The organism is Methylovorus glucosotrophus, assembly GCF_009858335.1.
GTDB lineage: Bacteria > Pseudomonadota > Gammaproteobacteria > Burkholderiales > Methylophilaceae > Methylovorus > Methylovorus glucosotrophus.
In genome coordinates this window covers 228,943-251,982 of record NZ_VMSE01000002.1, presented here as the reverse complement: position 1 = coordinate 251,982, position 23,040 = coordinate 228,943, and the positions used below count along the sequence as shown (strand labels likewise).

General features: G+C 50.4%; 35 protein-coding genes. 1 reads left to right on the top strand and 34 read right to left on the bottom strand.

Annotated features, from left to right (window positions below; genetic code table 11):
- The first annotated feature begins 70 nt into the window (after positions 1 to 70).
- Positions 71 to 403: a glutaredoxin family protein gene (locus FNL37_RS12315; RefSeq protein WP_244948290.1), complete on the top strand. Its 333-nt coding sequence runs from the start codon at positions 71 to 73 to the stop codon at positions 401 to 403.
- 46 nt (positions 404 to 449) lie between these two features.
- On the opposite strand, the gene rplQ is transcribed toward FNL37_RS12315, so the two are convergent.
- The 34 genes from rplQ to rpoC form a co-directional block, all read right to left on the bottom strand.
- The gene (gene rplQ / locus FNL37_RS12310; RefSeq protein ID WP_015829266.1) at positions 450 to 839 is read right to left on the bottom strand and encodes a 50S ribosomal protein L17; all 390 of its coding nucleotides are present in this window, start codon (positions 837 to 839) and stop codon (positions 450 to 452) included.
- A 24-nt stretch (positions 840 to 863) separates the two neighbouring features.
- A complete protein-coding gene (locus FNL37_RS12305; protein WP_013441152.1) occupies positions 864 to 1,847 on the bottom strand; it encodes a DNA-directed RNA polymerase subunit alpha in 984 nt (327 codons plus the stop codon).
- Positions 1,848 to 1,868: 21 nt separating this feature from the next.
- Positions 1,869 to 2,498 (bottom strand): 30S ribosomal protein S4, encoded by a 630-nt coding sequence (gene rpsD, locus FNL37_RS12300; RefSeq protein ID WP_013441151.1) that lies wholly within the window; start codon positions 2,496 to 2,498, stop codon positions 1,869 to 1,871.
- A 29-nt stretch (positions 2,499 to 2,527) separates the two neighbouring features.
- The gene (gene rpsK / locus FNL37_RS12295; RefSeq protein WP_011478671.1) at positions 2,528 to 2,917 is read right to left on the bottom strand and encodes a 30S ribosomal protein S11; all 390 of its coding nucleotides are present in this window, start codon (positions 2,915 to 2,917) and stop codon (positions 2,528 to 2,530) included.
- A gap of 13 nt (positions 2,918 to 2,930) precedes the next feature.
- On the bottom strand, positions 2,931 to 3,293 hold the full coding sequence (rpsM, locus tag FNL37_RS12290) for a 30S ribosomal protein S13 (protein ID WP_015829265.1): 363 nt from the start codon (positions 3,291 to 3,293) through the stop codon (positions 2,931 to 2,933).
- 128 nt (positions 3,294 to 3,421) lie between these two features.
- The gene (rpmJ, locus tag FNL37_RS12285) at positions 3,422 to 3,535 is read right to left on the bottom strand and encodes a 50S ribosomal protein L36 (protein WP_013147060.1); all 114 of its coding nucleotides are present in this window, start codon (positions 3,533 to 3,535) and stop codon (positions 3,422 to 3,424) included.
- Positions 3,536 to 3,557: 22 nt separating this feature from the next.
- The gene (infA, locus tag FNL37_RS12280; protein ID WP_011478668.1) at positions 3,558 to 3,776 is read right to left on the bottom strand and encodes a translation initiation factor IF-1; all 219 of its coding nucleotides are present in this window, start codon (positions 3,774 to 3,776) and stop codon (positions 3,558 to 3,560) included.
- An 18-nt stretch (positions 3,777 to 3,794) separates the two neighbouring features.
- Positions 3,795 to 5,117 (bottom strand): preprotein translocase subunit SecY, encoded by a 1,323-nt coding sequence (gene secY / locus FNL37_RS12275; RefSeq protein WP_013441149.1) that lies wholly within the window; start codon positions 5,115 to 5,117, stop codon positions 3,795 to 3,797.
- 7 nt (positions 5,118 to 5,124) lie between these two features.
- Positions 5,125 to 5,559 carry a 50S ribosomal protein L15 gene (gene rplO, locus FNL37_RS12270; RefSeq protein WP_013441148.1) on the bottom strand — a complete coding sequence of 145 codons (435 nt, stop codon included), beginning with the start codon at positions 5,557 to 5,559 and terminating at the stop codon, positions 5,125 to 5,127.
- On the bottom strand, positions 5,559 to 5,756 hold the full coding sequence (gene rpmD / locus FNL37_RS12265; RefSeq protein ID WP_013441147.1) for a 50S ribosomal protein L30: 198 nt from the start codon (positions 5,754 to 5,756) through the stop codon (positions 5,559 to 5,561). The genes rplO and rpmD overlap by 1 nt, the downstream gene beginning before the upstream one ends.
- Before the next feature lie 2 nt (positions 5,757 to 5,758).
- The gene (gene rpsE / locus FNL37_RS12260) at positions 5,759 to 6,265 is read right to left on the bottom strand and encodes a 30S ribosomal protein S5 (RefSeq protein WP_013441146.1); all 507 of its coding nucleotides are present in this window, start codon (positions 6,263 to 6,265) and stop codon (positions 5,759 to 5,761) included.
- Positions 6,266 to 6,279: 14 nt separating this feature from the next.
- A complete protein-coding gene (rplR, locus tag FNL37_RS12255) occupies positions 6,280 to 6,633 on the bottom strand; it encodes a 50S ribosomal protein L18 (protein ID WP_013441145.1) in 354 nt (117 codons plus the stop codon).
- A 10-nt stretch (positions 6,634 to 6,643) separates the two neighbouring features.
- On the bottom strand, positions 6,644 to 7,177 hold the full coding sequence (gene rplF, locus FNL37_RS12250) for a 50S ribosomal protein L6 (RefSeq protein WP_013441144.1): 534 nt from the start codon (positions 7,175 to 7,177) through the stop codon (positions 6,644 to 6,646).
- A gap of 10 nt (positions 7,178 to 7,187) precedes the next feature.
- Positions 7,188 to 7,583, bottom strand: coding sequence for a 30S ribosomal protein S8 (gene rpsH / locus FNL37_RS12245; RefSeq protein WP_013441143.1), 396 nt, complete (start codon positions 7,581 to 7,583; stop codon positions 7,188 to 7,190).
- A gap of 15 nt (positions 7,584 to 7,598) precedes the next feature.
- Entirely contained in the window at positions 7,599 to 7,904 is a 306-nt protein-coding gene (gene rpsN, locus FNL37_RS12240; protein WP_013441142.1) for a 30S ribosomal protein S14, read from the bottom strand.
- 8 nt (positions 7,905 to 7,912) lie between these two features.
- Positions 7,913 to 8,452, bottom strand: a complete 540-nt coding sequence (gene rplE / locus FNL37_RS12235; protein ID WP_013441141.1) for a 50S ribosomal protein L5 — start codon at positions 8,450 to 8,452, stop codon at positions 7,913 to 7,915.
- Between the two features lie 9 nt (positions 8,453 to 8,461).
- The gene (gene rplX, locus FNL37_RS12230; protein WP_013441140.1) at positions 8,462 to 8,779 is read right to left on the bottom strand and encodes a 50S ribosomal protein L24; all 318 of its coding nucleotides are present in this window, start codon (positions 8,777 to 8,779) and stop codon (positions 8,462 to 8,464) included.
- Between the two features lie 10 nt (positions 8,780 to 8,789).
- Positions 8,790 to 9,158, bottom strand: a complete 369-nt coding sequence (rplN, locus tag FNL37_RS12225; protein ID WP_013441139.1) for a 50S ribosomal protein L14 — start codon at positions 9,156 to 9,158, stop codon at positions 8,790 to 8,792.
- A gap of 149 nt (positions 9,159 to 9,307) precedes the next feature.
- Complete coding sequence (gene rpsQ, locus FNL37_RS12220) at positions 9,308 to 9,583, bottom strand: 30S ribosomal protein S17 (RefSeq protein WP_013441138.1); 276 nt, start codon at positions 9,581 to 9,583, stop codon at positions 9,308 to 9,310.
- Between the two features lie 9 nt (positions 9,584 to 9,592).
- Positions 9,593 to 9,787, bottom strand: coding sequence for a 50S ribosomal protein L29 (rpmC, locus tag FNL37_RS12215; protein WP_013441137.1), 195 nt, complete (start codon positions 9,785 to 9,787; stop codon positions 9,593 to 9,595).
- A 2-nt stretch (positions 9,788 to 9,789) separates the two neighbouring features.
- Positions 9,790 to 10,206, bottom strand: a complete 417-nt coding sequence (rplP, locus tag FNL37_RS12210) for a 50S ribosomal protein L16 (RefSeq protein WP_013441136.1) — start codon at positions 10,204 to 10,206, stop codon at positions 9,790 to 9,792.
- On the bottom strand, positions 10,190 to 10,903 hold the full coding sequence (gene rpsC, locus FNL37_RS12205; protein ID WP_013441135.1) for a 30S ribosomal protein S3: 714 nt from the start codon (positions 10,901 to 10,903) through the stop codon (positions 10,190 to 10,192). The genes rplP and rpsC overlap by 17 nt, the downstream gene beginning before the upstream one ends.
- 10 nt (positions 10,904 to 10,913) lie before the next feature.
- Positions 10,914 to 11,243, bottom strand: coding sequence for a 50S ribosomal protein L22 (gene rplV / locus FNL37_RS12200; RefSeq protein WP_015829262.1), 330 nt, complete (start codon positions 11,241 to 11,243; stop codon positions 10,914 to 10,916).
- A gap of 9 nt (positions 11,244 to 11,252) precedes the next feature.
- The gene (gene rpsS, locus FNL37_RS12195; protein ID WP_013441133.1) at positions 11,253 to 11,528 is read right to left on the bottom strand and encodes a 30S ribosomal protein S19; all 276 of its coding nucleotides are present in this window, start codon (positions 11,526 to 11,528) and stop codon (positions 11,253 to 11,255) included.
- A gap of 5 nt (positions 11,529 to 11,533) precedes the next feature.
- Positions 11,534 to 12,367 (bottom strand): 50S ribosomal protein L2, encoded by an 834-nt coding sequence (gene rplB / locus FNL37_RS12190; protein WP_013441132.1) that lies wholly within the window; start codon positions 12,365 to 12,367, stop codon positions 11,534 to 11,536.
- 8 nt (positions 12,368 to 12,375) lie between these two features.
- On the bottom strand, positions 12,376 to 12,696 hold the full coding sequence (rplW, locus tag FNL37_RS12185) for a 50S ribosomal protein L23 (RefSeq protein ID WP_015829261.1): 321 nt from the start codon (positions 12,694 to 12,696) through the stop codon (positions 12,376 to 12,378).
- Positions 12,693 to 13,319, bottom strand: coding sequence for a 50S ribosomal protein L4 (gene rplD / locus FNL37_RS12180; RefSeq protein ID WP_015829260.1), 627 nt, complete (start codon positions 13,317 to 13,319; stop codon positions 12,693 to 12,695). The genes rplW and rplD overlap by 4 nt, the downstream gene beginning before the upstream one ends.
- The gene (gene rplC / locus FNL37_RS12175) at positions 13,319 to 13,963 is read right to left on the bottom strand and encodes a 50S ribosomal protein L3 (protein WP_013441129.1); all 645 of its coding nucleotides are present in this window, start codon (positions 13,961 to 13,963) and stop codon (positions 13,319 to 13,321) included. The genes rplD and rplC overlap by 1 nt, the downstream gene beginning before the upstream one ends.
- A gap of 111 nt (positions 13,964 to 14,074) precedes the next feature.
- Positions 14,075 to 14,383, bottom strand: a complete 309-nt coding sequence (gene rpsJ / locus FNL37_RS12170) for a 30S ribosomal protein S10 (RefSeq protein WP_013441128.1) — start codon at positions 14,381 to 14,383, stop codon at positions 14,075 to 14,077.
- A gap of 77 nt (positions 14,384 to 14,460) precedes the next feature.
- Positions 14,461 to 15,651 (bottom strand): elongation factor Tu, encoded by a 1,191-nt coding sequence (gene tuf, locus FNL37_RS12165; RefSeq protein WP_013441116.1) that lies wholly within the window; start codon positions 15,649 to 15,651, stop codon positions 14,461 to 14,463.
- A gap of 34 nt (positions 15,652 to 15,685) precedes the next feature.
- Positions 15,686 to 17,776 carry an elongation factor G gene (gene fusA / locus FNL37_RS12160; RefSeq protein ID WP_013441127.1) on the bottom strand — a complete coding sequence of 697 codons (2,091 nt, stop codon included), beginning with the start codon at positions 17,774 to 17,776 and terminating at the stop codon, positions 15,686 to 15,688.
- 27 nt (positions 17,777 to 17,803) lie between these two features.
- Positions 17,804 to 18,274, bottom strand: coding sequence for a 30S ribosomal protein S7 (gene rpsG / locus FNL37_RS12155; protein WP_013441126.1), 471 nt, complete (start codon positions 18,272 to 18,274; stop codon positions 17,804 to 17,806).
- A 39-nt stretch (positions 18,275 to 18,313) separates the two neighbouring features.
- Positions 18,314 to 18,691, bottom strand: coding sequence for a 30S ribosomal protein S12 (gene rpsL, locus FNL37_RS12150; protein WP_015829259.1), 378 nt, complete (start codon positions 18,689 to 18,691; stop codon positions 18,314 to 18,316).
- A gap of 109 nt (positions 18,692 to 18,800) precedes the next feature.
- Positions 18,801 to 23,039 (bottom strand): DNA-directed RNA polymerase subunit beta', encoded by a 4,239-nt coding sequence (gene rpoC, locus FNL37_RS12145; protein ID WP_013441124.1) that lies wholly within the window; start codon positions 23,037 to 23,039, stop codon positions 18,801 to 18,803.
- Position 23,040 lies beyond the last annotated feature (1 nt).

The window sequence follows — 23,040 nt, the reverse complement described above, 5'->3', positions numbered from 1 at the left end:
TTAATACATCAGGAAAATCCAGCCTGCACTATGCAGGTAACCTATGCGTCCATCATGCAACTTCGATATTATGGAGCTTTTTAAAGTTAACGAAAACCTTAAATTCATTACCCAAGGCAATCTGCCACCACTCCATCCCAATGACGAATACAAGCGCATGATTCAATTGAAACTCTACGGTACAGAAGGTTGCCATTTGTGCGATAAGGCACTTGAATTGATAACCGAGGCAACTTTGCCATATGCCAATATCACATTCCATTACATCGATATTATCGACGACGAAGAATTAATGAATGCTTACAGCCTCAAGATACCCGTTCTTACCTTCGCCGATAAAACCAGCCTGTACTGGCCATTTTCTGCCAATGAGATCACACATCTCATTGAGAGCGCCCAATAAAAAAGGCCGGGGAAACCGGCCTTTTTTACAGCTATGTTGTCACTAATTACTCAGCAACAACAGCTTCAGTGCTCAGATCTGGACGGTCAACCAATTCAACCAGTGCCATAGGCGCATTGTCACCAACGCGGAAACCGCACTTCAGAATACGCAAATAACCACCATTGCGTGTCAGATAACGTGGGCCGAGTTCATTGAACAATTTACCAACGATATCACGGTCACGAAGGCGACTAAATGCCAGACGGCGGTTTGCCAGAGTAGCATTCTTGCCCAAAGTAATGAGTGGCTCAGCGACACGACGCAACTCCTTAGCCTTGGGTAAGGTTGTTTTAATAACTTCATGGCGCAGCAGTGAAGTGGCCATGTTCCGCAACATTGCCTGACGATGGCTGCTGGTGCGGTTTAATTTACGATTGCTGTTGCGATGACGCATAGTGATACCCTCACACCTTTGCTGTTATGCTTTTTCCAGGCCAACAGGTGGCCAGTTTTCAAGTTTCATGCCCAGTGTCAGCCCTTTGGAAGCCAACACGTCCTTAATCTCATTCAGAGATTTGCGGCCCAGATTAGGTGCCTTCAACAGCTCGTTTTCACCGCGCTGAATCAAGTCACCAATGTAATAAATATTTTCTGCCTTCAAGCAGTTTGCCGAGCGAACAGTCAATTCCAGATCATCAACTGGACGCAACAGGATAGGATCAACCTGTGGCGTGTGCTTTACTTCAACTTCGGTTGGAGCACCTTCCAGATCAGCGAATACAGACAGCTGACCCATCAGAATACGCGCTGCATCACGAATAGCTTGCTCAGGCTCAACCACGCCGTTGGTTTCAACGTCCATGATCAGCTTGTCCAGATCCGTACGCTGTTCAACACGAGCACTTTCAACATGGTAGCTTACCTTGTTGATTGGGCTGAACGAGGCATCCACCATGATGAAACCCAGCACACGGTCTTCATCTGTCTTCTGGCGAGCTGGAACTGGCTGATAGCCACGGCCCATTTCAACCTTGACTTCAAGGTCGATCTTGCCACCTTTGGTCAGATGCGCAATGACATGACCTGGATTAGCGATTTCAGCATCGTGGCCAGTATCGAAATCACCGGCAGTAACAACACCTTCAACCGACTTTTTCAGGGTCAGAGTGGTTTCGGACTTGCTGTTCAACTTCAGGGCAACACCCTTCAGATTCAGCAGAATGTCCACTACATCTTCCTGAACGCCATCCAGTGTGGAATATTCATGCACCACACCATCAATTTTGACTTCAGTAATAGCAAAGCCAGGAATGGAAGAAAGCAATACGCGGCGCAACGCATTACCCAGCGTATAACCAAAGCCACGCTCCATCGGCTCAAGCGTCACCCGTGCACGCACCGGCGAAATAACTTCAACGTCAACAACGCGAGGCTTCAAATATTCGGTAGGACTGTTTTGCATAATGTTCCTTACGGCCCTGGATTACTTAGAGTAAAGTTCAACCACGAGCGATTCGTTAATGGTAGCAGGCAGTTCATCACGCTGAGGCTTGGCTTTGAAGGTACCCTTCAGAGCCTTGACATCAACTTCGAGCCACTCGGGGAAACCACGCTGTTCAGCAGCTTCCAGAGCACCCTTGATACGCAGTTGCGACTTGGAAGCCTCTGCAACCTGCACCACATCACCAGGACGAACCTGATATGAAGGAATATTTACGCGCTTACCGTTAACCAGAATACTGTTGTGGCGAACGATTTGACGCGCTTCAGTACGGGAAGAACCCAGACCCATACGGTATGCAACGTTATCCAGACGGCATTCCAGCAATTGCAGCAGGTTTTCACCGGTGATGCCCTTCAGGCGATCAGCTTCAGCGTAGTAGCTGCGGAATTGGCCTTCGAGGATGCCATAGATACGACGTACTTTTTGCTTTTCACGCAATTGCACACCGTAGTCGGACAAGCGCTGATTACGGCGCTGACCATGCTGACCAGGTGGGAAGTTACGCTTTTCAATCGCGCATTTGTCAGTGAAGCACTTTTCACCTTTCAGGAAAAGCTTCTCGCCTTCGCGGCGGCACTGACGGCACTTTGGATCAAGATTTCTAGCCAAGGTATTCTCCTAGTTCTATCAGGCGCGGCTTAGATGCGGCGCTTTTTGGGTGGACGGCAGCCGTTATGTGGGACTGGCGTCACATCAGAAATGCTGGTGATTTTAAAGCCAACAGCGTTCAGTGCGCGAACAGCAGATTCGCGACCTGGACCTGGGCCCTTGATACGAACTTCAAGGTTCTTCACGCCGCATTCCTGAGCTGCCTTGCCGGCGGCTTCAGCTGCAACCTGCGCTGCAAAAGGAGTACTTTTACGTGAACCCTTAAAACCTGCACCACCAGAAGTCGCCCAAGACAAGGCATTACCCTGACGATCAGTAATCGTAATAATCGTGTTGTTAAAAGAAGCATGCACGTGGGCAATGCCCTCGGCAATGTTCTTTTTGACTTTCTTGCGTACGCGTACGTTAGCTTTAGCCATGTTGCATTATTCCTTACTTGGATGCCTTAATAGGCTTAATAGGACCCTTGCGTGTGCGCGCATTGGTCTTGGTGCGCTGACCACGGACTGGCAGGCCACGGCGATGACGTACACCGCGATAGCAGCCCAAATCCATCAGACGCTTAATGTTCATGGTAACTTCACGACGCAAGTCACCTTCAACCTTGAGCTTAGCGACTTCGTCACGCAGCTTTTCAACTTCTGCATCATTCAGATCTTTAATCTTGGCAGTGCCAGCAACGCCAGCAGCCAAGCAAATCTGCTTCGCAGTGTTACGACCCACACCGTAAATCGAAGTTAATGCGATTTCAGTGTGCTTATGATTTGGGATGTTTACCCCTGCTATACGAGCCATGTACCTACTCCAAAATAATGGCGCATTTAATTTTTTTACAAATCGCCAAAAAAGCCCAAAATTTTAACAGCTTGTCCGAGTTTTAACAATCGTATTCGCTGATTTCACAACTAATTTGCGTTGCCTGATTAACCTTGGCGCTGCTTGTGACGTGGATCAGTACAAATAATACGTACCACACCACGGCGACGAACCACTTTACAATTACGGCATAACGCCTTGACTGAAGCACGAACTCTCATATTTCACCTCTTCGCAAAAACTTTATTTGGCGCGGAAAATAATCCGCGCACGCGATAAATCGTAGGGGGTCATTTCAACTGTTACTTTGTCTCCTGGAAGAATACGGATGTAGTGCATACGCATTTTCCCAGAGATATAACCCAACACTACATGACCGTTTTCCAGCTTAACTCTAAACGTTGCATTCGGAAGGTTCTCAAGAACCTCGCCTTGCATCTCGATTCTGTCTTCTTTTGCCATGCCGCTACCTGCGCCTGTTTAGCGAGTAATACCCGCACCGCCTTTAAAATTGGCTTTCTTGAGTAAGCCTTCGTATTGATTGGACATCAAATGCGCTTGAACCTGAGTCATGAAATCCATCGTCACAACCACGATAATCAGCAGCGAAGTCCCACCAAAGTAAAACGGCACGTTCCATTTCAATATCAGGAACTCAGGCAATAAACATACGGCAGTAATATAAAGAGCACCCACTAAAGTCAAACGACCCATGATGCGATCAATATATTTGGCGGTTTGGTCACCAGGACGAATACCTGGAACAAAAGCACCACTCTTCTTCAGGTTATCTGCTGTTTCTTTTGGATTGAATACCAATGCCGTATAGAAGAAGCAGAAAAACACAATCGCTGTAGCGAAGAAAATAATGTAAAGCGGCTGACCAGGCGATAAGGTAGTACCAATATCCTTAAGCCAGGAAAAATTCTCACTGCTTCCAAACCAACCAGCCATGGTGGCAGGGAACAAGATAATGCTTGAAGCAAAGATCGGAGGAATGACGCCCGCCATATTGAGCTTCAATGGCAAATGACTTGTCTGCCCACCAAACACTTTGCGGCCAACTTGACGCTTGGCATAGTTCACCGTGATCTTGCGTTGACCACGCTCTACAAACACTACAAATGCAGTTACCAGCACAGCAGCGGCAAACAGGAAGATCACCAGAGGTATGGAGAATGCACCTGTACGCGCCAATTCCAATGTTCCACCAATCGCATGCGGCAAGCCAGCGACGATACCTGCAAAAATGATAATTGAAATACCATTACCAATTCCGCGCTCGGTAATCTGCTCACCCAGCCACATCAGGAACATAGTGCCGCTTACCAAGGTAATCACGGCTGTGAATCGGAACATCAGGCCAGGATCCAATACCAACCCTGCTTGACCTTCAAGAGCAATCGCAATACCCAAAGCCTGGAAAGTAGCCAGGAACACAGTGCCGTAGCGTGTGTATTTGGTAATTTGGCGACGCCCAGCTTCACCTTCCTTCTTTAACTGTTCCATACGCGGGGAAACCACCGTCAGCAATTGCATGATGATGGATGCCGAAATATAAGGCATGATACCCAGTGCGAATACAGTAAAGCGGGAAAGAGCGCCACCTGAGAACATGTTGAACATGCCCAGAATGCCACCGCTTTGCGATTCAAATAACTTGGCGAGCACATCCGGATCAATACCTGGAACCGGAATGTGCGCACCTAGGCGATAGACAACGAGGGCACCAAGCACAAACAGCAAGCGGCTTTTCAGCTCACTGGTCTTGCTTACCGCACCTAAAATATTATCTTTAGCCAACTTGCAATTACTCTACGATCTTGCCGCCAGCGGCTTCAACTGCAGCCTTGGCGCCTTTACTCAGCAACAAACCCTGCACAGTGATCGCACGGGAAAGATCGCCAGAAAGATAAACTTTTGCAGCACGAGCAGAACCAGGGATTACATTGGCTTGCTTCAATGCCAGCAGATCCACTACGTCAGCTTGAACCTTGTCCAGTTCGCTGGTACGCACGTGAGCAGTATCAGCCTTGGTCAGGGAATTGAAACCACGCTTTGGCAGACGGCGTTGTATAGGCATTTGACCGCCTTCAAAACCCACCTTGTGGAAACCACCAGTACGGGACTTTTGACCCTTGTGACCACGACCTGCAGTCTTACCCAGGCCAGAACCAATGCCGCGGCCAACACGACGCTTAGCGTGCTTGCTGCCTTCAGCGGGCTTGATGGAATTCAGTTTCATTATGCTTCAACCTTTAACAGATAGCCGACTGTATTGATCATGCCGCGATTTGCTGGGGTATCCAGCACTTCAACGGTTTGATGCAGACGACGAATACCCAAGCCGCGAACACATGCACGATGCGATTGAATACGGCCAATGGTACTTTTTACCAAAGTCACTTTTACTGTAGCTGCTGCTTTTTTTGCCTTAGCCATGATTAACCTCTGATTTCTTCGACGGTCTTGCCGCGTTTTGCAGCAACTTCAGCCGGGGTATTCATAGACTGCAAGCCATTTAATGTAGCACGCACCACGTTGTAAGGATTGGTAGAACCAATGCACTTAGCCAACACGTTAGTAATGCCCATCACTTCAAAGATAGCGCGCATTGCGCCACCAGCAATAATGCCGGTACCTTCAGAAGCTGGCTGAATGAATACCTTGGCAGCACCGTGAACACCGGTAACTGCATGATGCAGCGTACCGTTATTCAAACTTACCTTAACCATACCGCGACGTGCTTCATCCATTGCCTTTTGCACAGCAACTGGAACTTCACGTGCCTTGCCCTTGCCCATGCCAACGGCACCGTCGCCATCACCAACCACTGTCAGTGCAGCGAAGGACATGATACGACCGCCCTTAACCACTTTAGTGACGCGGTTGACCGAGATCATTTTCTCGCGCAAACCATCGGTTTGCTGTTGTTCAATATCTTTAGCCATCATCAACCTCGTAATTAGAAGGACAGACCGTTTTCGCGCGCGGCATCAGCCAGCGCTTTGATACGGCCGTGGTATTTGTAACCCGAACGGTCAAAAGCCACAGAAGTAATGCCGGCAGCCTTCGCCTTTTCAGCAATACGCTTACCGATCACGGCAGCAGCAGCCACATTCCCACCATTCTTGATATCTTTGCGAACTTCCACCTCAACAGTAGAGGCACTTGCCAATACCTTGTCACCGGTTTCCGCAATGATTTGGGCATAAATATGGCCATTACTGCGATGAACGCTCAAACGCGTTACCTTTAATTCTGCGATTTTGGCACGGGTTTTACGTGCACGACGCAGGCGTGAATTTACGTTATTCATGGCTTAAACCTTACTTCTTCTTGGTTTCTTTGATAGTGACCACTTCATCGGAATAACGAACACCCTTGCCCTTATAAGGCTCTGGTGAACGATATGCACGAATCTGGGCAGCCACCTGACCAACAACCTGCTTGTCGACACCTGTCAACAAGATTTCGGTTTGAGTTGGCGTCTGCACGGTCACACCTTCTGGCATCTTGTGGTTAATCGGATGGGAAAAACCCAGATCCAGATTAAGAGTAGCGCCTTGCGCCTGGGCCTTATAGCCCACACCAACCAGATTAAGCTTGCGGGTAAACCCTTGCGACACACCTTGCACCATGTTGGCCACCAGGGCACGTACAGTGCCTGACATTGCACGCGAGTGCTGGCTGTCATTAGCTGCAGCGAATGTCAGATTGTCACCTTCGCGAACAATATTAACTGCACCAGTCAGTGCTTGATTCAGCTTACCCAGAGGGCCGCTGACTGCAATGTTGCTTGCAGTCAATGCAACTTCAACCTTGGCAGGAATAGCGACTGGGTTTTTAGCTACACGAGACATAGTATTCTCCTTAAGCTACTACGCAGAGCACTTCGCCGCCAACACCGGCAGCACGCGCTTTACGATCAGTCATCACACCCTTGGATGTAGACACGATAGTCACACCAAGACCATTCATTACCACAGGAATATCCTGGTTGCCGCGGTAGATACGAAGACCAGGGCGGCTTACGCGCTCAATCTTCTCAATCACTGGGCGACCAGCATAGTACTTGAGGCTGATATTCAATTGTGGCTTGCCATCTACAGACTGCACCGCAAAATCATCGATATAACCTTCATCTTTCAGAACGCTAGCAATAGCGCCCTTCAATTTGGAAGAAGGCATAGAAACAGTTTGCTTGTTGGTGCTCTGCGCATTACGAATGCGCGTCAGCATATCGGCAATCGGATCACTCATACTCATCGTCTAATTCCTCCGTTACCAGCTGGCTTTTGTAACGCCTGGCACTTCGCCACGCATCATCAATTCGCGCAGCTTGCCGCGCGCAATACCAAACTTACTAAACACACCACGAGGACGACCAGTCAATGCACAGCGGTTACGCAGGCGAACTGGACTGGAGTTACGTGGCAGACTTTGCAGCTTAAGGCGTGCAGCACGACGCTCTTCAGGACTCGCTGCAGCATTATTCATAGCAGCAGTTAATTCAGCGCGCTTGGCGGCAAATTTTTCTACTGTATCGCGACGTTTTTGTTCGCGTTCAATCAAACAGGTTTTAGCCATTGTTAGCCTCAGTTCCTAAACGGGAAGTTGAACGCTGCAAGCAGTGCACGCGCTTCTTCATCGGTTTTTGCTGTTGTCGTGATGGTGATGTTCATACCACGCAAAGCATCAATCTTGTCGTACTCGATTTCAGGGAAAATGATCTGCTCGCGCACACCCATGTTGTAATTACCGCGACCGTCAAACGACTTTGCGGAAATACCACGGAAGTCACGAATACGTGGGATAGCCACTGTAATCAAACGATCCAGGAATTCATACATACGCTCACGACGCAAGGTGACTTTGCAGCCAACAGGATAATCATCACGAATCTTGAATGATGCAATGGACTTACGGGCTTTGGTGATGACCGCTTTTTGACCAGCAATCTTTTCCATATCGCCAACGGCGTTTTCCATTACCTTCTTGTCAGCAACCGCTTCACCAACACCCATATTAAGAGTGATCTTCTCAATGCGTGGAACTTGCATTGGCGAGGTGTAGCCGAACTGCTCGGTCATAGACTTGACCACAGTATCTTTATAAAAATCTTTTAAACGAGCCATGATTAACCCTTACGCGTCCACAACTTCGCCGCTGGACTTGAAAACACGGACCTTGCGGCCATCATCCAGTGTCTTGAAACCCACGCGATCACCTTTTTGGGTGGCGCGGTTAAATAAAGCAACATTCGATACATCAACAGGCATTTCCTTGCTGATTATACCGCCAGCCACACCACGCATTGGGTTTGGCTTGGCATGCTTCTTAACCAAATTAACGCCTTCAACTACCACTTTGCCAGAATCCAGAATGCGCAGTACGGTACCGCGCTTGCCTGCATCCTTGCCAGTATTCAGAATTACTTCGTCACCTTTGCGAATCTTACTCATCTCAACGCTCCTACAAGACTTCTGGGGCTAGAGACACGATCTTCATGAAACGCTCACCACGAAGCTCACGGGTCACAGGCCCGAAAATACGCGTACCGATAGGCTCGAGCTTGTTGTTAAGCAATACTGCTGCATTGCCATCAAACTTCACCAGAGAACCATCTGGACGACGAACACCCTTAGTGGTACGAACCACTACGGCACTATATACCTCGCCTTTTTTAACACGACCGCGGGGCGCAGCATCCTTGATAGTGACCTTGATCACATCACCGATACCGGCGTAACGACGCTTGGAGCCACCCAATACCTTGATACACATTACGGAACGCGCACCAGTATTATCGGCAACATCCAGCCGAGATTGCATTTGAATCATGAGAATAATCTCCAACTTAATCCGTTAAACCAACACCGGCCGCGAGCATCACGGCCGACAGCACTACGGTCAGTATTGGGGCGCCAGCTTGCATGGGCGCCAAAAAGTCCGTCATTATATATTGCATCCCAGACGGGATGCAATATAAATTATATGTTGCGTGTTTTTTCTACAATCTTGCTGACTTTCCAGGTTTTGGTCTTGGAAAGCGGACGGCTTTCCTCAATCACTACCAGGTCGCCTTCCTTGCACTCATTGTTTTCGTCGTGTGCATGGAACTTGTTAGAACGGCGAACAACCTTACCGATCAGTGGGTGCTTAACCTTGCGCTCCACCAATACGGTTACGGTCTTGTCCATTTTGTCGCTGACTACGCGACCAGTCAGACTGCGTACAACTTTATCTGCTTGTGTATCGGTCATCATCTACTCACCTTAAGCTTGCTTAGCTTTTTCAGCCAGCACGGTACGTACACGAGCGATATCGCGACGAACCTTGCTTACCTGATCAACTTTGTTTAATTGCTGAGTAGACAATTGCATACGCAAGGAGAATTGAGCACGACGCAGGTCGATCAACTCATTGTTCAACTCATCAACAGACTTGTTTCTTAAATCACTAGCTTTCATCTTTAACTCCCGATATGACGAGTTGTGAAAGTAGTTTCGATTGGCAACTTAGCTGCCGCCAAGCGGAACGCTTCGCGGGCCAACTGCTCACTCACACCATCCATCTCGTATAACATCTTGCCCGGTTGAATTTCAGCAACGAAGTATTCCGGACTACCTTTACCGTTACCCATACGAACTTCAGCAGGTTTGCTGGAGATTGGCTTGTCGGGGAAAATGCGGATCCAGACACGACCACCACGCTTGATGTGACGCGTCATCACACGACGAGCAGCCTCAATTTGACGCGCAGTCAAACGGCCACGGCCAACAGCTTTCAGACCAAACTCACCAAAGCTCACCTTGTTACCGGTAGTAGCAATGCCTTTATTACGGCCCTTCTGCTGTTTACGGAATTTCTGTCTAGCTGGCTGCAGCATTTTTCGCCCCCGACTTTCTTACTTTCTTTTCTGGTTCAGCAGGTACTGCGGCTTGCTGTTCGGCATGAGTGCCAAACACTTCGCCCTTGAATACCCACACCTTGATGCCGATGATACCGTAGGTGGTTTTAGCCTCAGCTACGCCGTAATCGATATCAGCACGCAGAGTGTGCAATGGCACACGGCCTTCGCGATACCACTCAGTACGCGCGATTTCGATACCGTTCAAACGACCCGAGCTCATGATCTTGATGCCTTGAGCACCCAGACGCATCGCGTTTTGCATTGCACGCTTCATTGCACGGCGGAACATCACACGCTTCTCAAGCTGTTGAGCAATGCTCTCAGCGATCAGTGTTGCGTCAATTTCAGGCTTGCGCACTTCTTCGATGTTCAAGTGAACTGGAACACCCATCAAACCTTGCAGGCTGGAGCGCAAGGATTCAATATCCTCACCCTTTTTACCAATCACCACACCTGGACGTGCACTGTAAATGGTGATCTTTGCGTTCTTTGCAGGACGCTCGATCACGATCTTGCTGACAGCAGCGTGCGAGAGCTTCTTCTTGAGGAAGTCACGTACCTTGATGTCGCTATTCAGCATAGCTGGGAAGTTCTTGCTGTTGGCGTACCAACGAGATGACCAGTTTTTCTGGACACTCAGACGGAAACCAAACGGATGAATTTTCTGACCCATAACGATTCCTTTAATTACCAACAGTCACTGTGATGTGACATGTAGGCTTAATAATCCGTCCAGCACGACCTTTGGCACGCGCACGAATACGTTTAAGAACGATGCCCTTGTCGACGTAGATTGAAGTGACCTTCAACTCATCGATATCGGCACCTTCGTTGTGTTCAGCGTTAGCGATAGCGGACTCAACAACCTTCTTGATGATCTCAGCACCCTTTTTAGGTGTGAAATTCAGAATATTGAGTGCGTAATCAACTTTCTTGCCGCGAATCAGGTCAGCAACCAAGCGAGCCTTTTGCGGGGACAGATGAACACCTTTTAATACTGCGGATACTTGCATCGTCATCTCCTACTTCTTGGCTTTTTTATCGGCAGCGTGACCCTTGAACGTACGGGTCAGCGCGAATTCGCCGAGCTTGTGGCCTACCATGTTTTCCGAGATCAGCACTGGCACGTGTTGGCGGCCATTGTGCACAGCGATCGTCAGACCAATAAAATCAGGAAGAATGGTGGAGCGACGAGACCAAGTCTTGATTGGCTTTCTGTCGCGAGCAGCAACAGCCACTTCCACCTTCTTAGCCAAGTGCCCATCAATAAATGGGCCTTTTTTAATTGAACGTGCCATTTTCCTTACCTCTTATTAGCCGGACGACGGCTTACGCGCATGTTGTCGGTGCGCTTGTTGCTACGTGTACGATAACCCTTGGTAGGCGTACCCCATGGGCTTACTGGATTCATACCAGCAGCGGTCTTACCTTCACCACCACCGTGCGGGTGATCAACAGGGTTCATTACCACACCGCGAACGGTAGGACGAACACCGCGCCAACGCATCGCACCAGCTTTACCGATGGAACGCAATGAATGCTCTTCGTTACCCACTTCACCAATGGTTGCTTTGCAATCCACGTGAACACGGCGGACTTCACCAGAACGCAGACGCAACTGAGCATAACTGCCTTCGCGAGCCAACAGCTGGACTGAAGTACCAGCTGAGCGAGCAATTTGCGCACCCTTGCCTGGCATGATTTCTACGCAGTGAATGGTGCTACCAACAGGGATATTGCGCAAAGGCAATGCATTACCCACCTTGATTGGAGCATCAGAGCCGCTCACCAGTTGCGCACCAGCAGAAACGCCACGAGGGGCGATGATGTAGCGACGCTCACCATCCGAATAAACCAGCAGCGCAATATGTGCGCTACGGTTTGGATCGTATTCCAGATGCTCAACCTTGGCGACGATACCGTCCTTGTTGCGACGGAAATCGATTACACGGTAGTGCTGCTTATGACCGCCACCTTGGTGACGTGTCGTGATGTGACCGTTGTTGTTACGGCCAGCTTTTTTGCTTTGCTTCTCCAGCAGAGGCGCGTAAGGCTTACCCTTGTGCAACTCAGGTGTAACAACCTTAACGACTGCGCGACGGCCAGGGGAAGTCGGCTTGACTTTAATCAGTGCCATAATATCTCCTATTCGCCTGCTGCAAAGTTAATTTCTTGGCCTGGCTTCAGGCTCACATAAGCCTTTTTCCAGTCCTTGCGACGACCCAGCACACGGCCTGCGCGCTTTACTTTGCCCTTAACATTGGCAACAGTAACGGCAGCAACCTCGACCTTGAAAACCAGTTCAACAGCAGCCTTGATTTCTGGCTTGGTTGCATCAGTACGCACCTTAAATGCGATCTGTTGGTTTTTGTCAGCAACATAAGTTGCTTTTTCCGTGATTTGCGGAGCCAGGATGACTTGCAGCAAACGATCTTGAGTAGCGATCTGGTTCAGATTTGCGCTCATGCCAGCATCTCCTCTAATTTCTTGACTGCAGCCTTGGTAGCCACCACATTTGGGAAGCGAACCAGACTAACAGGATCAGCGTATTGAGCTTCAACAACCAGAACGTTAGGCAGATTGCGTGCGGAGAGGTACAGGTTTTCATCAAAACCATCCACCAGCACCAGAACACCTTCACCGTAACCCAGACCCTTGATCTTTTCGACCAGAGCTTTGGTTTTTGGAGTCTCAACCACAAACTCTTCAATCACGCTCAAACGATCCTGACGAACCAGTTCGGACAGGATGGAGCGCATACCAGCACGGTAAACCTTGCGGTTAACCTTGTGGCTGAAGTTTTCGTCAGGGCTATTTGGGAAAGCGCGACCACCTCCACGCCAGATTGGGCTGGAGCTCATACCCGAACGTGCACGGCCAGTACCTTTTTGGTTCCATGGCTTATGGGTAGTGTGGCTAACTGTGCCACGACCCAATTGTGCACGCGTCGCAGTACGCGCATTTGCCTGATATGCAACAACTACTTGATGCACCAGGGCTTCGTTGAATTCGCGACCGAAGGTTACTTCGGAAACTTCAACGCCGCTTTTGGCCGGCTTACCATTTTTATCGATTAACTTGAGTTCCATTATGCACCTGCCTTAACAGCGGGACGAACCACTACGTCGCCACCCTTGGATCCTGGAACAGCACCCTTAATCAGCAACAGATTACGCTCAGCATCAACGCGAACGATTTGCAGATTTTGAACGGTAGTCTTCACAGCACCCAGATGACCAGGCATACGCTTACCAGGGAATACACGACCTGGATCCTGCGCCATACCGATAGAGCCGGGAACATTATGCGAACGGGAGTTACCGTGAGAGGCACGGTTAGAACTGAAGTTGTGGCGCTTGATTGCACCAGCAAAACCCTTACCAAGCGAAACGCCAGTAACGTCAACGTACTGACCAGCCTGGAAAAGCTCAACGGTGATCTGACCGCCAACGGCATAGTTGGCCAGAACATCTTCAGCAACAGCGAATTCTTTGATACCAGAACCAGCAGCAACGCCAGCCTTGGCATAGTGACCAGCCAGCGCCTTGGTTACACGGCTAGCACGACGCTCACCATGCGCAACCTGGAGACCAGCATAGCCGTCGCTAGACGGCGTCTTAACTTGTGTCACACGGTTTGGTACAACTTCCAGCACAGTTACCGGAATGCTTTCGCCTTCATCGGTAAATACGCGGGTCATACCCACCTTGCGACCAATAAGCCCTAAGCTCATGATCATTTCCTTATAATAATTAAAAGGCCGATTACAATTGATCGGCCGATTTTTAATGCAAGCCCGGGATTATATCCGAGCCTGCAACCAAACACAACTTACTGTTGCAAATTACAGCTTGATTTCTACATCAACACCTGCTGGCAGATCCAGCTTCATCAGTGCGTCCACTGTTTTATCCGTAGGATCAACAATGTCCATCAAGCGCTGATGGGTACGAATTTCGAATTGGTCACGCGAAGTCTTGTTGACGTGAGGAGAACGCAGCAAGTCAAAACGCTCAATACGGGTAGGCAAAGGAACTGGGCCCTTGACAACTGCGCCGGTGCGCTTTGCAGTTTCTACGATTTCAAGAGCGGACTGATCGATCAGACGATAGTCAAATGCTTTGAGGCGAATACGGATTTTTTGAGCAGCCATGTTACTTTCCTTAAAGAGCGATATTTCTAAAGAACAAAAAGGCCGCAAGCATAAGCTTGCGGCCTGACAAGTATTAATTACTCAATAATTTTCGCGACGACGCCGGCACCAACGGTACGGCCACCTTCACGAATCGCAAAGCGCAGACCGTCTTCCATCGCGATCGGGGCAATCAGTGCCACGGTGATGGATACGTTGTCGCCTGGCATTACCATTTCGGTACCTGCTGGCAGTTCTACTGCACCAGTTACGTCAGTGGTACGGAAGTAGAACTGTGGACGGTAGCCATTGAAGAATGGGGTGTGACGGCCGCCTTCGTCCTTGCCCAGCACGTAGATTTCTGCGCTGAACTTGGTGTGTGGCTTGATCGAACCAGTCTTGGCCAATACTTGACCACGCTCAACTTCTTCACGCTTGGTACCACGCAGCAGTACGCCAACGTTGTCGCCTGCTTGACCTTGGTCCAGCAACTTGCGGAACATTTCTACGCCGGTGCAGGTGGTCTTCAGGGTTGGCTTGATACCTACGATTTCGATTTCATCACCAACCTTCACAATACCACGCTCGATACGGCCAGTAACGACAGTACCGCGACCAGAGATGGAGAATACGTCTTCTACTGGCATCAGGAAGGTGCCGTCAACTGCACGCTCTGGAGTTGGGATGTAGCTGTCCAACGCATCTGCCAAACGGAAGATGGCAGGTTCGCCGATTTCGGATTGGTCGCCTTCCAGTGCCTTCAGGGCGGAACCCTTGATCACAGGGATATCATCGCCTGGGAAGTCGTACTTGGAGAGCAGTTCGCGGATTTCCATTTCAACCAGCTCGAGCAGCTCGGCGTCATCCACCATGTCGGCCTTGTTCATGAACACGACGATGTAAGGTACGCCAACCTGACGTGCCAACAGGATGTGCTCACGGGTTTGTGGCATCGGGCCGTCAGCGGCGGAACAGACCAGAATCGCGCCGTCCATCTGCGCAGCGCCGGTAATCATGTTCTTAACATAGTCGGCGTGGCCTGGGCAGTCTACGTGAGCGTAGTGGCGAGTTGCAGTTTCGTATTCAACGTGCGCTGTGTTGATGGTAATACCACGTGCCTTTTCTTCTGGCGCCGCATCGATCTGGTCGTATGCCTTGGCTTCACCACCAAACTTCTTCGACAGAATTGTCGTGATCGCCGCTGTCAGCGTCGTCTTACCATGGTCAACGTGACCAATCGTGCCTACGTTGACGTGCGGCTTCGTCCGCTCAAATTTACCTTTTGCCATTACCGTTTCCTTTATTAATCCAACTAATATTCAATTATTTCTTGTTGATAATCGCTTCTGCGACGTTTCTTGGAGCTTCCGAGTAGTGCTTGAACTCCATGCTGTAGCTGGCGCGACCTTGTGACAGAGAACGCACAACAGTCGAGTAACCAAACATCTCAGCAAGAGGAACTTCAGCGCGAATAATCTTGCCACTCGGGCTGTCTTCCATACCCTGAATCATGCCGCGACGTGAGGACAAGTCACCCATCACATCACCCATGTAGTCTTCAGGTGTTTCAACTTCCACCGCCATCATAGGCTCGAGCAGGATAGGATCTGCTTTACGCATACCATCCTTGAACGCGATCGAAGCAGCCATCTTAAAGGCGTTTTCGTTCGAGTCAACATCATGGTAAGAACCATCGAACAGGGTTACCTTGACATCAACAACAGGGAAGCCAGCCAAAATACCTGCAGGAATCGTCTCACGAAGACCCTTGTCAACTGCAGGAATGAATTCACGAGGAACGGTACCGCCTTTGATGGCATCCACGAACTCGTAACCCTTGCCAGCTTCGTTAGGCTCCATGGTGATCCATACGTGACCGTATTGACCCTTACCACCGGACTGCTTAACAAACTTGCCTTCCACTTCGACTTTCTTCTTGATCGCTTCGCGATACGCAACCTGAGGCGCACCAACGTTAGCTTCAACGTTGAATTCACGGCGCATACGATCCACCAGAATTTCCAGGTGCAACTCACCCATACCGGAAATAATGGTTTGATTGGTTTCTTCGTCAGTACGCACACGGAAAGAAGGATCTTCCTGGGCCAAGCGGTTCAGGGCAATACCCATCTTCTCTTGGTCAGCCTTGGTCTTGGGCTCAACAGCCACGTGAATCACTGGCTCAGGGAATACCATGCGTTCCAGGATAATCACATTATCCGGATCACAGAGGGTATCACCGGTAGTAGCATCCTTCAGACCCACTGCAGCCGCGATGTCACCAGCGCGAACTTCCTTGATTTCCTCACGCTGATTGGCGTGCATCTGCAGAATACGGCCAAGACGTTCCTTCTTGCCCTTCACCGAGTTGTAAACAGTATCACCCGAATTCACCACGCCAGAGTAGACGCGGAAGAAAATCAGCTGACCTACAAACGGGTCAGTCATGATCTTGAATGCAAGCGCAGAGAACTTCTCAGCATCATCTGCCTTACGTTCAGCCTGGGTGCCATTTTCCAACTCACCGGTCACCGGAGGAATATCCACTGGCGATGGCAAGAAATCAATCACAGCATCCAGCATGCGCTGAACACCCTTGTTCTTGAACGCAGTACCGCACAGCATAGGCTGGATTTCGTTGGCGATTGTACGGTCGCGCAAGCCCTTGACGATTTCCTCTTCGGACAACTCGCCAGATTCCAGATACTTGTTCATGAGATCTTCATTGGCTTCAGCAGCTGCTTCCACCATATTTTCACGCCACTTCTGGCATTCAGCGAGCAAGTCTGCGGGGATCTCTTCATACGTGAACTTGGTGCCCTGGCTAGCCTCATCCCAGATGATCGCTTTCATCTTGAGCAGGTCAACCACACCGGTAAATGTATCTTCTGCACCGATAGGCACGACAACAGGCACAGGATTCGCCTTCAGACGAGTCTTCAGCTGATCGTACACCTTGAAGAAGTTGGCACCGGTACGGTCCATCTTGTTGATGAAGGCAAGACGAGGCACACCGTACTTGTTCGCTTGACGCCATACAGTTTCAGACTGAGGCTGCACACCACCCACCGCACAGTAAACCATGCAGGCACCATCCAGAACACGCATGGAGCGCTCAACTTCAATCGTGAAGTCAACGTGCCCAGGGGTATCAATGATATTGATACGATGCTCAGGATAGTTACCACCCATCCCCTTCCAGAACGCGGTGGTCGCAGCAGAGGTGATGGTAATACCACGCTCTTGCTCTTGCTCCATCCAGTCCATGGTAGCAGCACCATCGTGAACTTCACCAATCTTGTGGTTCACACCGGTATAAAAAAGAATACGCTCGGTTGTCGTTGTCTTACCAGCATCAATGTGAGCACTGATACCAATGTTACGATAGCGATTAATGGGGGTTTTACGAGCCACAGCTATTACCTTTACTAATGAACTTGTTTAGAAGCGGAAATGCGAGAAGGCTTTGTTGGCTTCAGCCATACGGTGCACTTCTTCACGCTTCTTCATGGCAGAGCCGCGACCTTCGGATGCTTCAACCAGCTCAGCTGCCAGACGGAGACCCATGGACTTTTCACCACGCTTGCGAGCAGCATCACGCAGCCAACGCATCGCGAGGGCGCTACGACGTGCAGGACGCACCTCAACAGGCACTTGATAGTTTGCACCACCCACACGACGGCTCTTCACTTCAACAACCGGACGCAGGTTATTGATAGCTACTGTGAACACTTCAAGAGCATCCTTGCCGCTCTTTTGGGCGATTTGATCAAATGCGCCGTACAGGATACGCTCAGCAACAGACTTCTTGCCGCCAGTCATCAGCACGTTAATGAACTTGGATACTTCCTGGCTACCGAATTTCGGATCAGGCAGAATATCGCGCTTGGGAACTTCTCTACGTCTTGGCATGGTTTTTCCTTAAACTTGGTGACCGCTAAGCAAATCAGCTTATGCAGCCTTAGGGCGCTTCGCGCCGTATTTGGAGCGGGACTGCTTACGGTCTTTAACACCGGCAGTATCCAGGCTACCGCGCACCATGTGGTAACGCACACCTGGCAAGTCCTTCACACGACCACCGCGCAGCAGCACAACCGAGTGCTCCTGCAGGTTGTGGCCTTCACCGCCGATGTAGCTAATTACTTCATAGCCATTGGTCAGGCGAACCTTAGCCACTTTACGCAAAGCGGAGTTAGGCTTCTTAGGTGTTGTCGTATAAACACGTGTACAAACACCACGCTTTTGTGGGCAGCTTTCCAAAGCTGGAACTTTGCTCTTGGTCACTACTTTTTGGCGCGGCTTGCGCACTAATTGATTGATGGTTGGCATAACTCTTTAGCCTTTAAATTTGTTAGCTCGCTAAAAATTACGGGACGGCGACAAGCGCCATCCCGGAAAACATAGCATTTTATTTAGCGTTCAATAGGTTGTCAAGCAACTATACATTTCCAGCGGCTTCTTCTGCTGGTGTTTGCTGCGGTTCAACTTCAGTAATCGCTTCCTCGATAACGGCTGGTGCTGCATCCACCCCGGCCGATTGACGCTTGCGTGTTTCGTGATATGCGAGCCCTGTACCTGCAGGAATCAGACGACCAACGATCACGTTTTCTTTCAGACCGCGCAGTTCGTCGCGCTTGCCAAGGATTGCAGCCTCGGTAAGTACGCGTGTCGTTTCCTGGAAGGAAGCGGCAGAAATGAACGAATCTGTCGACAGCGATGCCTTGGTAATACCCAGCAAGACAAACTCATAGCTGGCTGGACGCTTGTCTTCGGCAATGACGCGTTCGTTTTCCGACAACACATCTGCACGCTCAACCTGTTCACCCATGATGAAGTTGGTATCGCCAGCATCGGTGATACGTACACGACGCAACATCTGACGCACAATAACTTCGATGTGCTTGTCATTGATCTTAACGCCTTGCAGACGATACACATCCTGCACTTCATCGATGATGTAGCGAGCCAATGCCTCACGACCTTGCAGACGGAGGATATCCTGCGGATCTGCCGGACCGTCAACAATGCTTTCGCCCTTGGTCACAACTTGACCGTCATGCGCCGTCACGTGCTTGTCCTTAGGAATCAGGAACTCATGGGATACACCATCCAGGTCGGTGAAGACCAGACGTTGCTTGCCCTTGGTGTCCTTACCGAAGGAAACAGTACCGGTAACTTCCGCCAGCATGCCAGCATCTTTAGGTGAACGTGCTTCAAACAGCTCGGCAACGCGCGGCAGACCCCCGGTAATATCACGGGTCTTGGAAGACTCTTGCGGGATACGCGCCAGTACTTCACCCACGCCTACTTCCTGGCCATCCTTCACGGTAATGATGCAACCCAGCTGGAATGTCACGTTAACAGAGGCATCGCCACCGGCAACCTTGACTTCAACACCATTGGCATCGAGCAACTTCACCTGCGGACGCAAGCCCTTGGATTGACCAGCACGCTGCTTGGGATCAATAACCACCAGAGAGGACAAACCAGTGACTTCATCTACCTGCTTGGCAACGGTCACACCTTCTTCGACGTTTTCAAACTTCACACGACCAGCGTATTCAGTAATGATCGGGCGGGTATGCGGATCCCAGGTAGCCAGAGCCTGACCAGCCTTCACTTGCTTGCCATCTGTCACTTGCAGCGTCGCACCATAAGGCACTTTATGACGCTCGCGCTCACGACCATTTTCGTCGTGAATCACGGCTTCACCATTACGCGAAATCACCACTTGCTCATTACGGGCATTGGTCACATAACGCATGGTGGAAGTGAAGCTGACAATACCGTTCGACTTGCTTTCTACCTGACTGATAGAAGCCGCACGCGATACCGCACCACCGATGTGGAAAGTACGCATGGTCAGCTGGGTACCAGGCTCACCAATGGATTGCGCCGCAATCACACCGACAGCTTCACCGATGTTGATCAGCTTGCCGCGACCCAAGTCACGACCGTAGCATTTTGCGCAAATACCGTAACGAGTATCGCAAGTCAGTGCAGTGCGCACCTTGACTTCATCAATGCCCAGGGCATCAATATGCTCAACTTCATCTTCTGTCAGCAAGGTACCTGCTGGGTAAACCACTTCCTGATTTTCAGGGTTGATCACATCCAACGCGGCTACGCGACCCAGAATACGGTCATGCAATGGCTCAACTACTTCACCACCCTTGACCAGCGCTTTGGTGACCAGGCCTTCAGTCGTGCCGCAATCCAGCTCAGTCACCACCAGATCCTGCGTAACGTCCACCAGACGACGCGTCAGGTAACCGGAGTTCGCTGTTTTCAGCGCGGTATCTGCCAGACCCTTACGGGCGCCGTGGGTTGAAATAAAGTATTGCAACACGTTCAAGCCATCACGGAAGTTGGCGGTAATCGGTGTCTCAATGATGGAGCCATCCGGTTTCGCCATCAGACCGCGCATACCAGCCAGCTGACGCACCTGTGCTGCAGAGCCCCGAGCGCCGGAGTCAGCCATCATGTAAATCGCGTTAAACGACTCTTGCTTGATAACCTTGCCGTTTTCATCCTTGGCTGCATCGCCATTGGCGTCCAGCACGGTTTCTTCGCGCAGTTGTTTCATCATGGCGTCAGCGACCTTATCGCCAGCACGACCCCAGATATCCACCACCTTGTTATAGCGCTCACCTTGAGTCACCAGACCAGAAACATACTGGTCTTCGATTTCCTTGACTTCGGATTCAGCAGCGGCGATCAATTGCTCTTTCTCAGGCGGAACCAGCATGTCATTGATGCTGATGGAAATACCAGCACGTGTTGCGTAGCTGTAACCCGTGTACATCAGCTTGTCCGCAAAAATAACGGTTTCGCGGATGCCCACCTTACGGAAGCTGGCATTGATCAGCTTGGAAATTTCTTTTTTCTTCAGTGCCTTGTCAATCACGCTGAATGGCAGGCCAGCTGGCAGAATTTCAGACAGCAGAGCACGGCCAACCGTGGTTTCGTAACGGGTGATCTTTTCGCGCTTCTGACCATCGACTTCCATGTCGAATTCGCGGATACGCACAGTGATACGTGCGTGCAAATCGATCAGACCGCCATCGTACACACGTTGAACTTCAGCAACGTTGGCAAAACGCATGCCTTCGCCGCGTGCGGCTTTTTTCTCGCGGGTCATGTAGTACAGACCCAGCACGATATCCTGCGAAGGCACAATAATTGGTTCGCCGTTGGCTGGAGACAGCACGTTGTTGGATGCCAGCATCAGTGTGCGGGCTTCCATTTGCGCTTCCAGGCTCAAAGGAACGTGAACCGCCATTTGGTCACCGTCAAAGTCGGCGTTAAACGCGGCGCAGACCAGAGGGTGCAATTGAATGGCCTTGCCTTCAATCAGCACAGGCTCAAATGCCTGAATACCCAAACGGTGCAGCGTAGGTGCACGGTTCAGCAATACCGGATGCTCGCGAATCACGTCTTCCAGGATATCCCAGACTTCTGGACCTTCCTCTTCAACCTTCTTCTTGGCGGCCTTGATAGTTGTGGCCAGACCTAATACTTCCAGCTTGTGGAAAATGAATGGCTTGAACAGTTCCAGCGCCATCTTCTTTGGCAGACCGCACTGATGCAGCTTGAGCTGTGGACCTACCACGATCACGGAACGGCCGGAGTAGTCAACGCGCTTACCCAGCAAGTTCTGACGGAAACGACCGCCCTTACCCTTGATCATGTCGGCCAGGGACTTCAGAGGACGCTTGTTGGCGCCTGTCATGACCTTGCCGCGACGACCGTTGTCCAGCAGCGAGTCAACCGCTTCCTGCAGCATGCGCTTTTCGTTACGCACGATGATTTCAGGGGCCTTCAGTTCCAGCAAGCGCTTCAGACGGTTATTACGGTTAATCACGCGACGATACAGATCGTTCAGATCAGAAGTAGCGAAACGGCCACCATCCAAAGGAACCAGCGGACGCAGTTCTGGTGGCAGCACAGGCAGCACTTCCAGAATCATCCACTCAGGCTTGATGCCAGACTTCTGGAATGCTTCCAGAACCTTCAGACGTTTGGCGATCTTCTTGATCTTGGCTTCTGAACCGGTTTCACCCAGCTCGCGACGCAGTTTTTCAATTTCGGTGTGTACATCCATGGTACGCAGGAGTTCGCGTACTGCTTCGGCGCCCATGACAGCATTGAATTCGTCACCGTGCTCTTCTACCTTGGCCAGATAGTCGTCTTCCGTCAGCAATTGACCACGTGTCAGTGGGGTCATGCCTGGATCAATCACGATATATGCTTCGAAGTACAGCACGCGCTCGATATCACGCAAGGCAATATCCAGCACCATGCCCAAACGGCTTGGCAAGGACTTCAGGAACCAGATATGGGCTACCGGTGAAGCCAGCTCGATGTGAGCCATGCGTTCACGACGCACCTTGGACAAGGTGACTTCAACGCCGCACTTTTCGCAGATGACACCGCGATGCTTCAGGCGTTTGTACTTGCCGCACAAGCATTCATAGTCCTTGATCGGGCCAAAAATCTTGGCGCAGAACAGACCATCACGCTCTGGCTTGAACGTACGATAGTTGATGGTTTCTGGCTTTTTAACTTCGCCATAGGACCAGGAGCGGATTTTTTCAGGAGAAGCCAGCGCGATCTTGATCGCATCAAATTCTTCTTCCTGTGTTACCTGCTTAAATAAGTCTAATAGAGCTTTCACG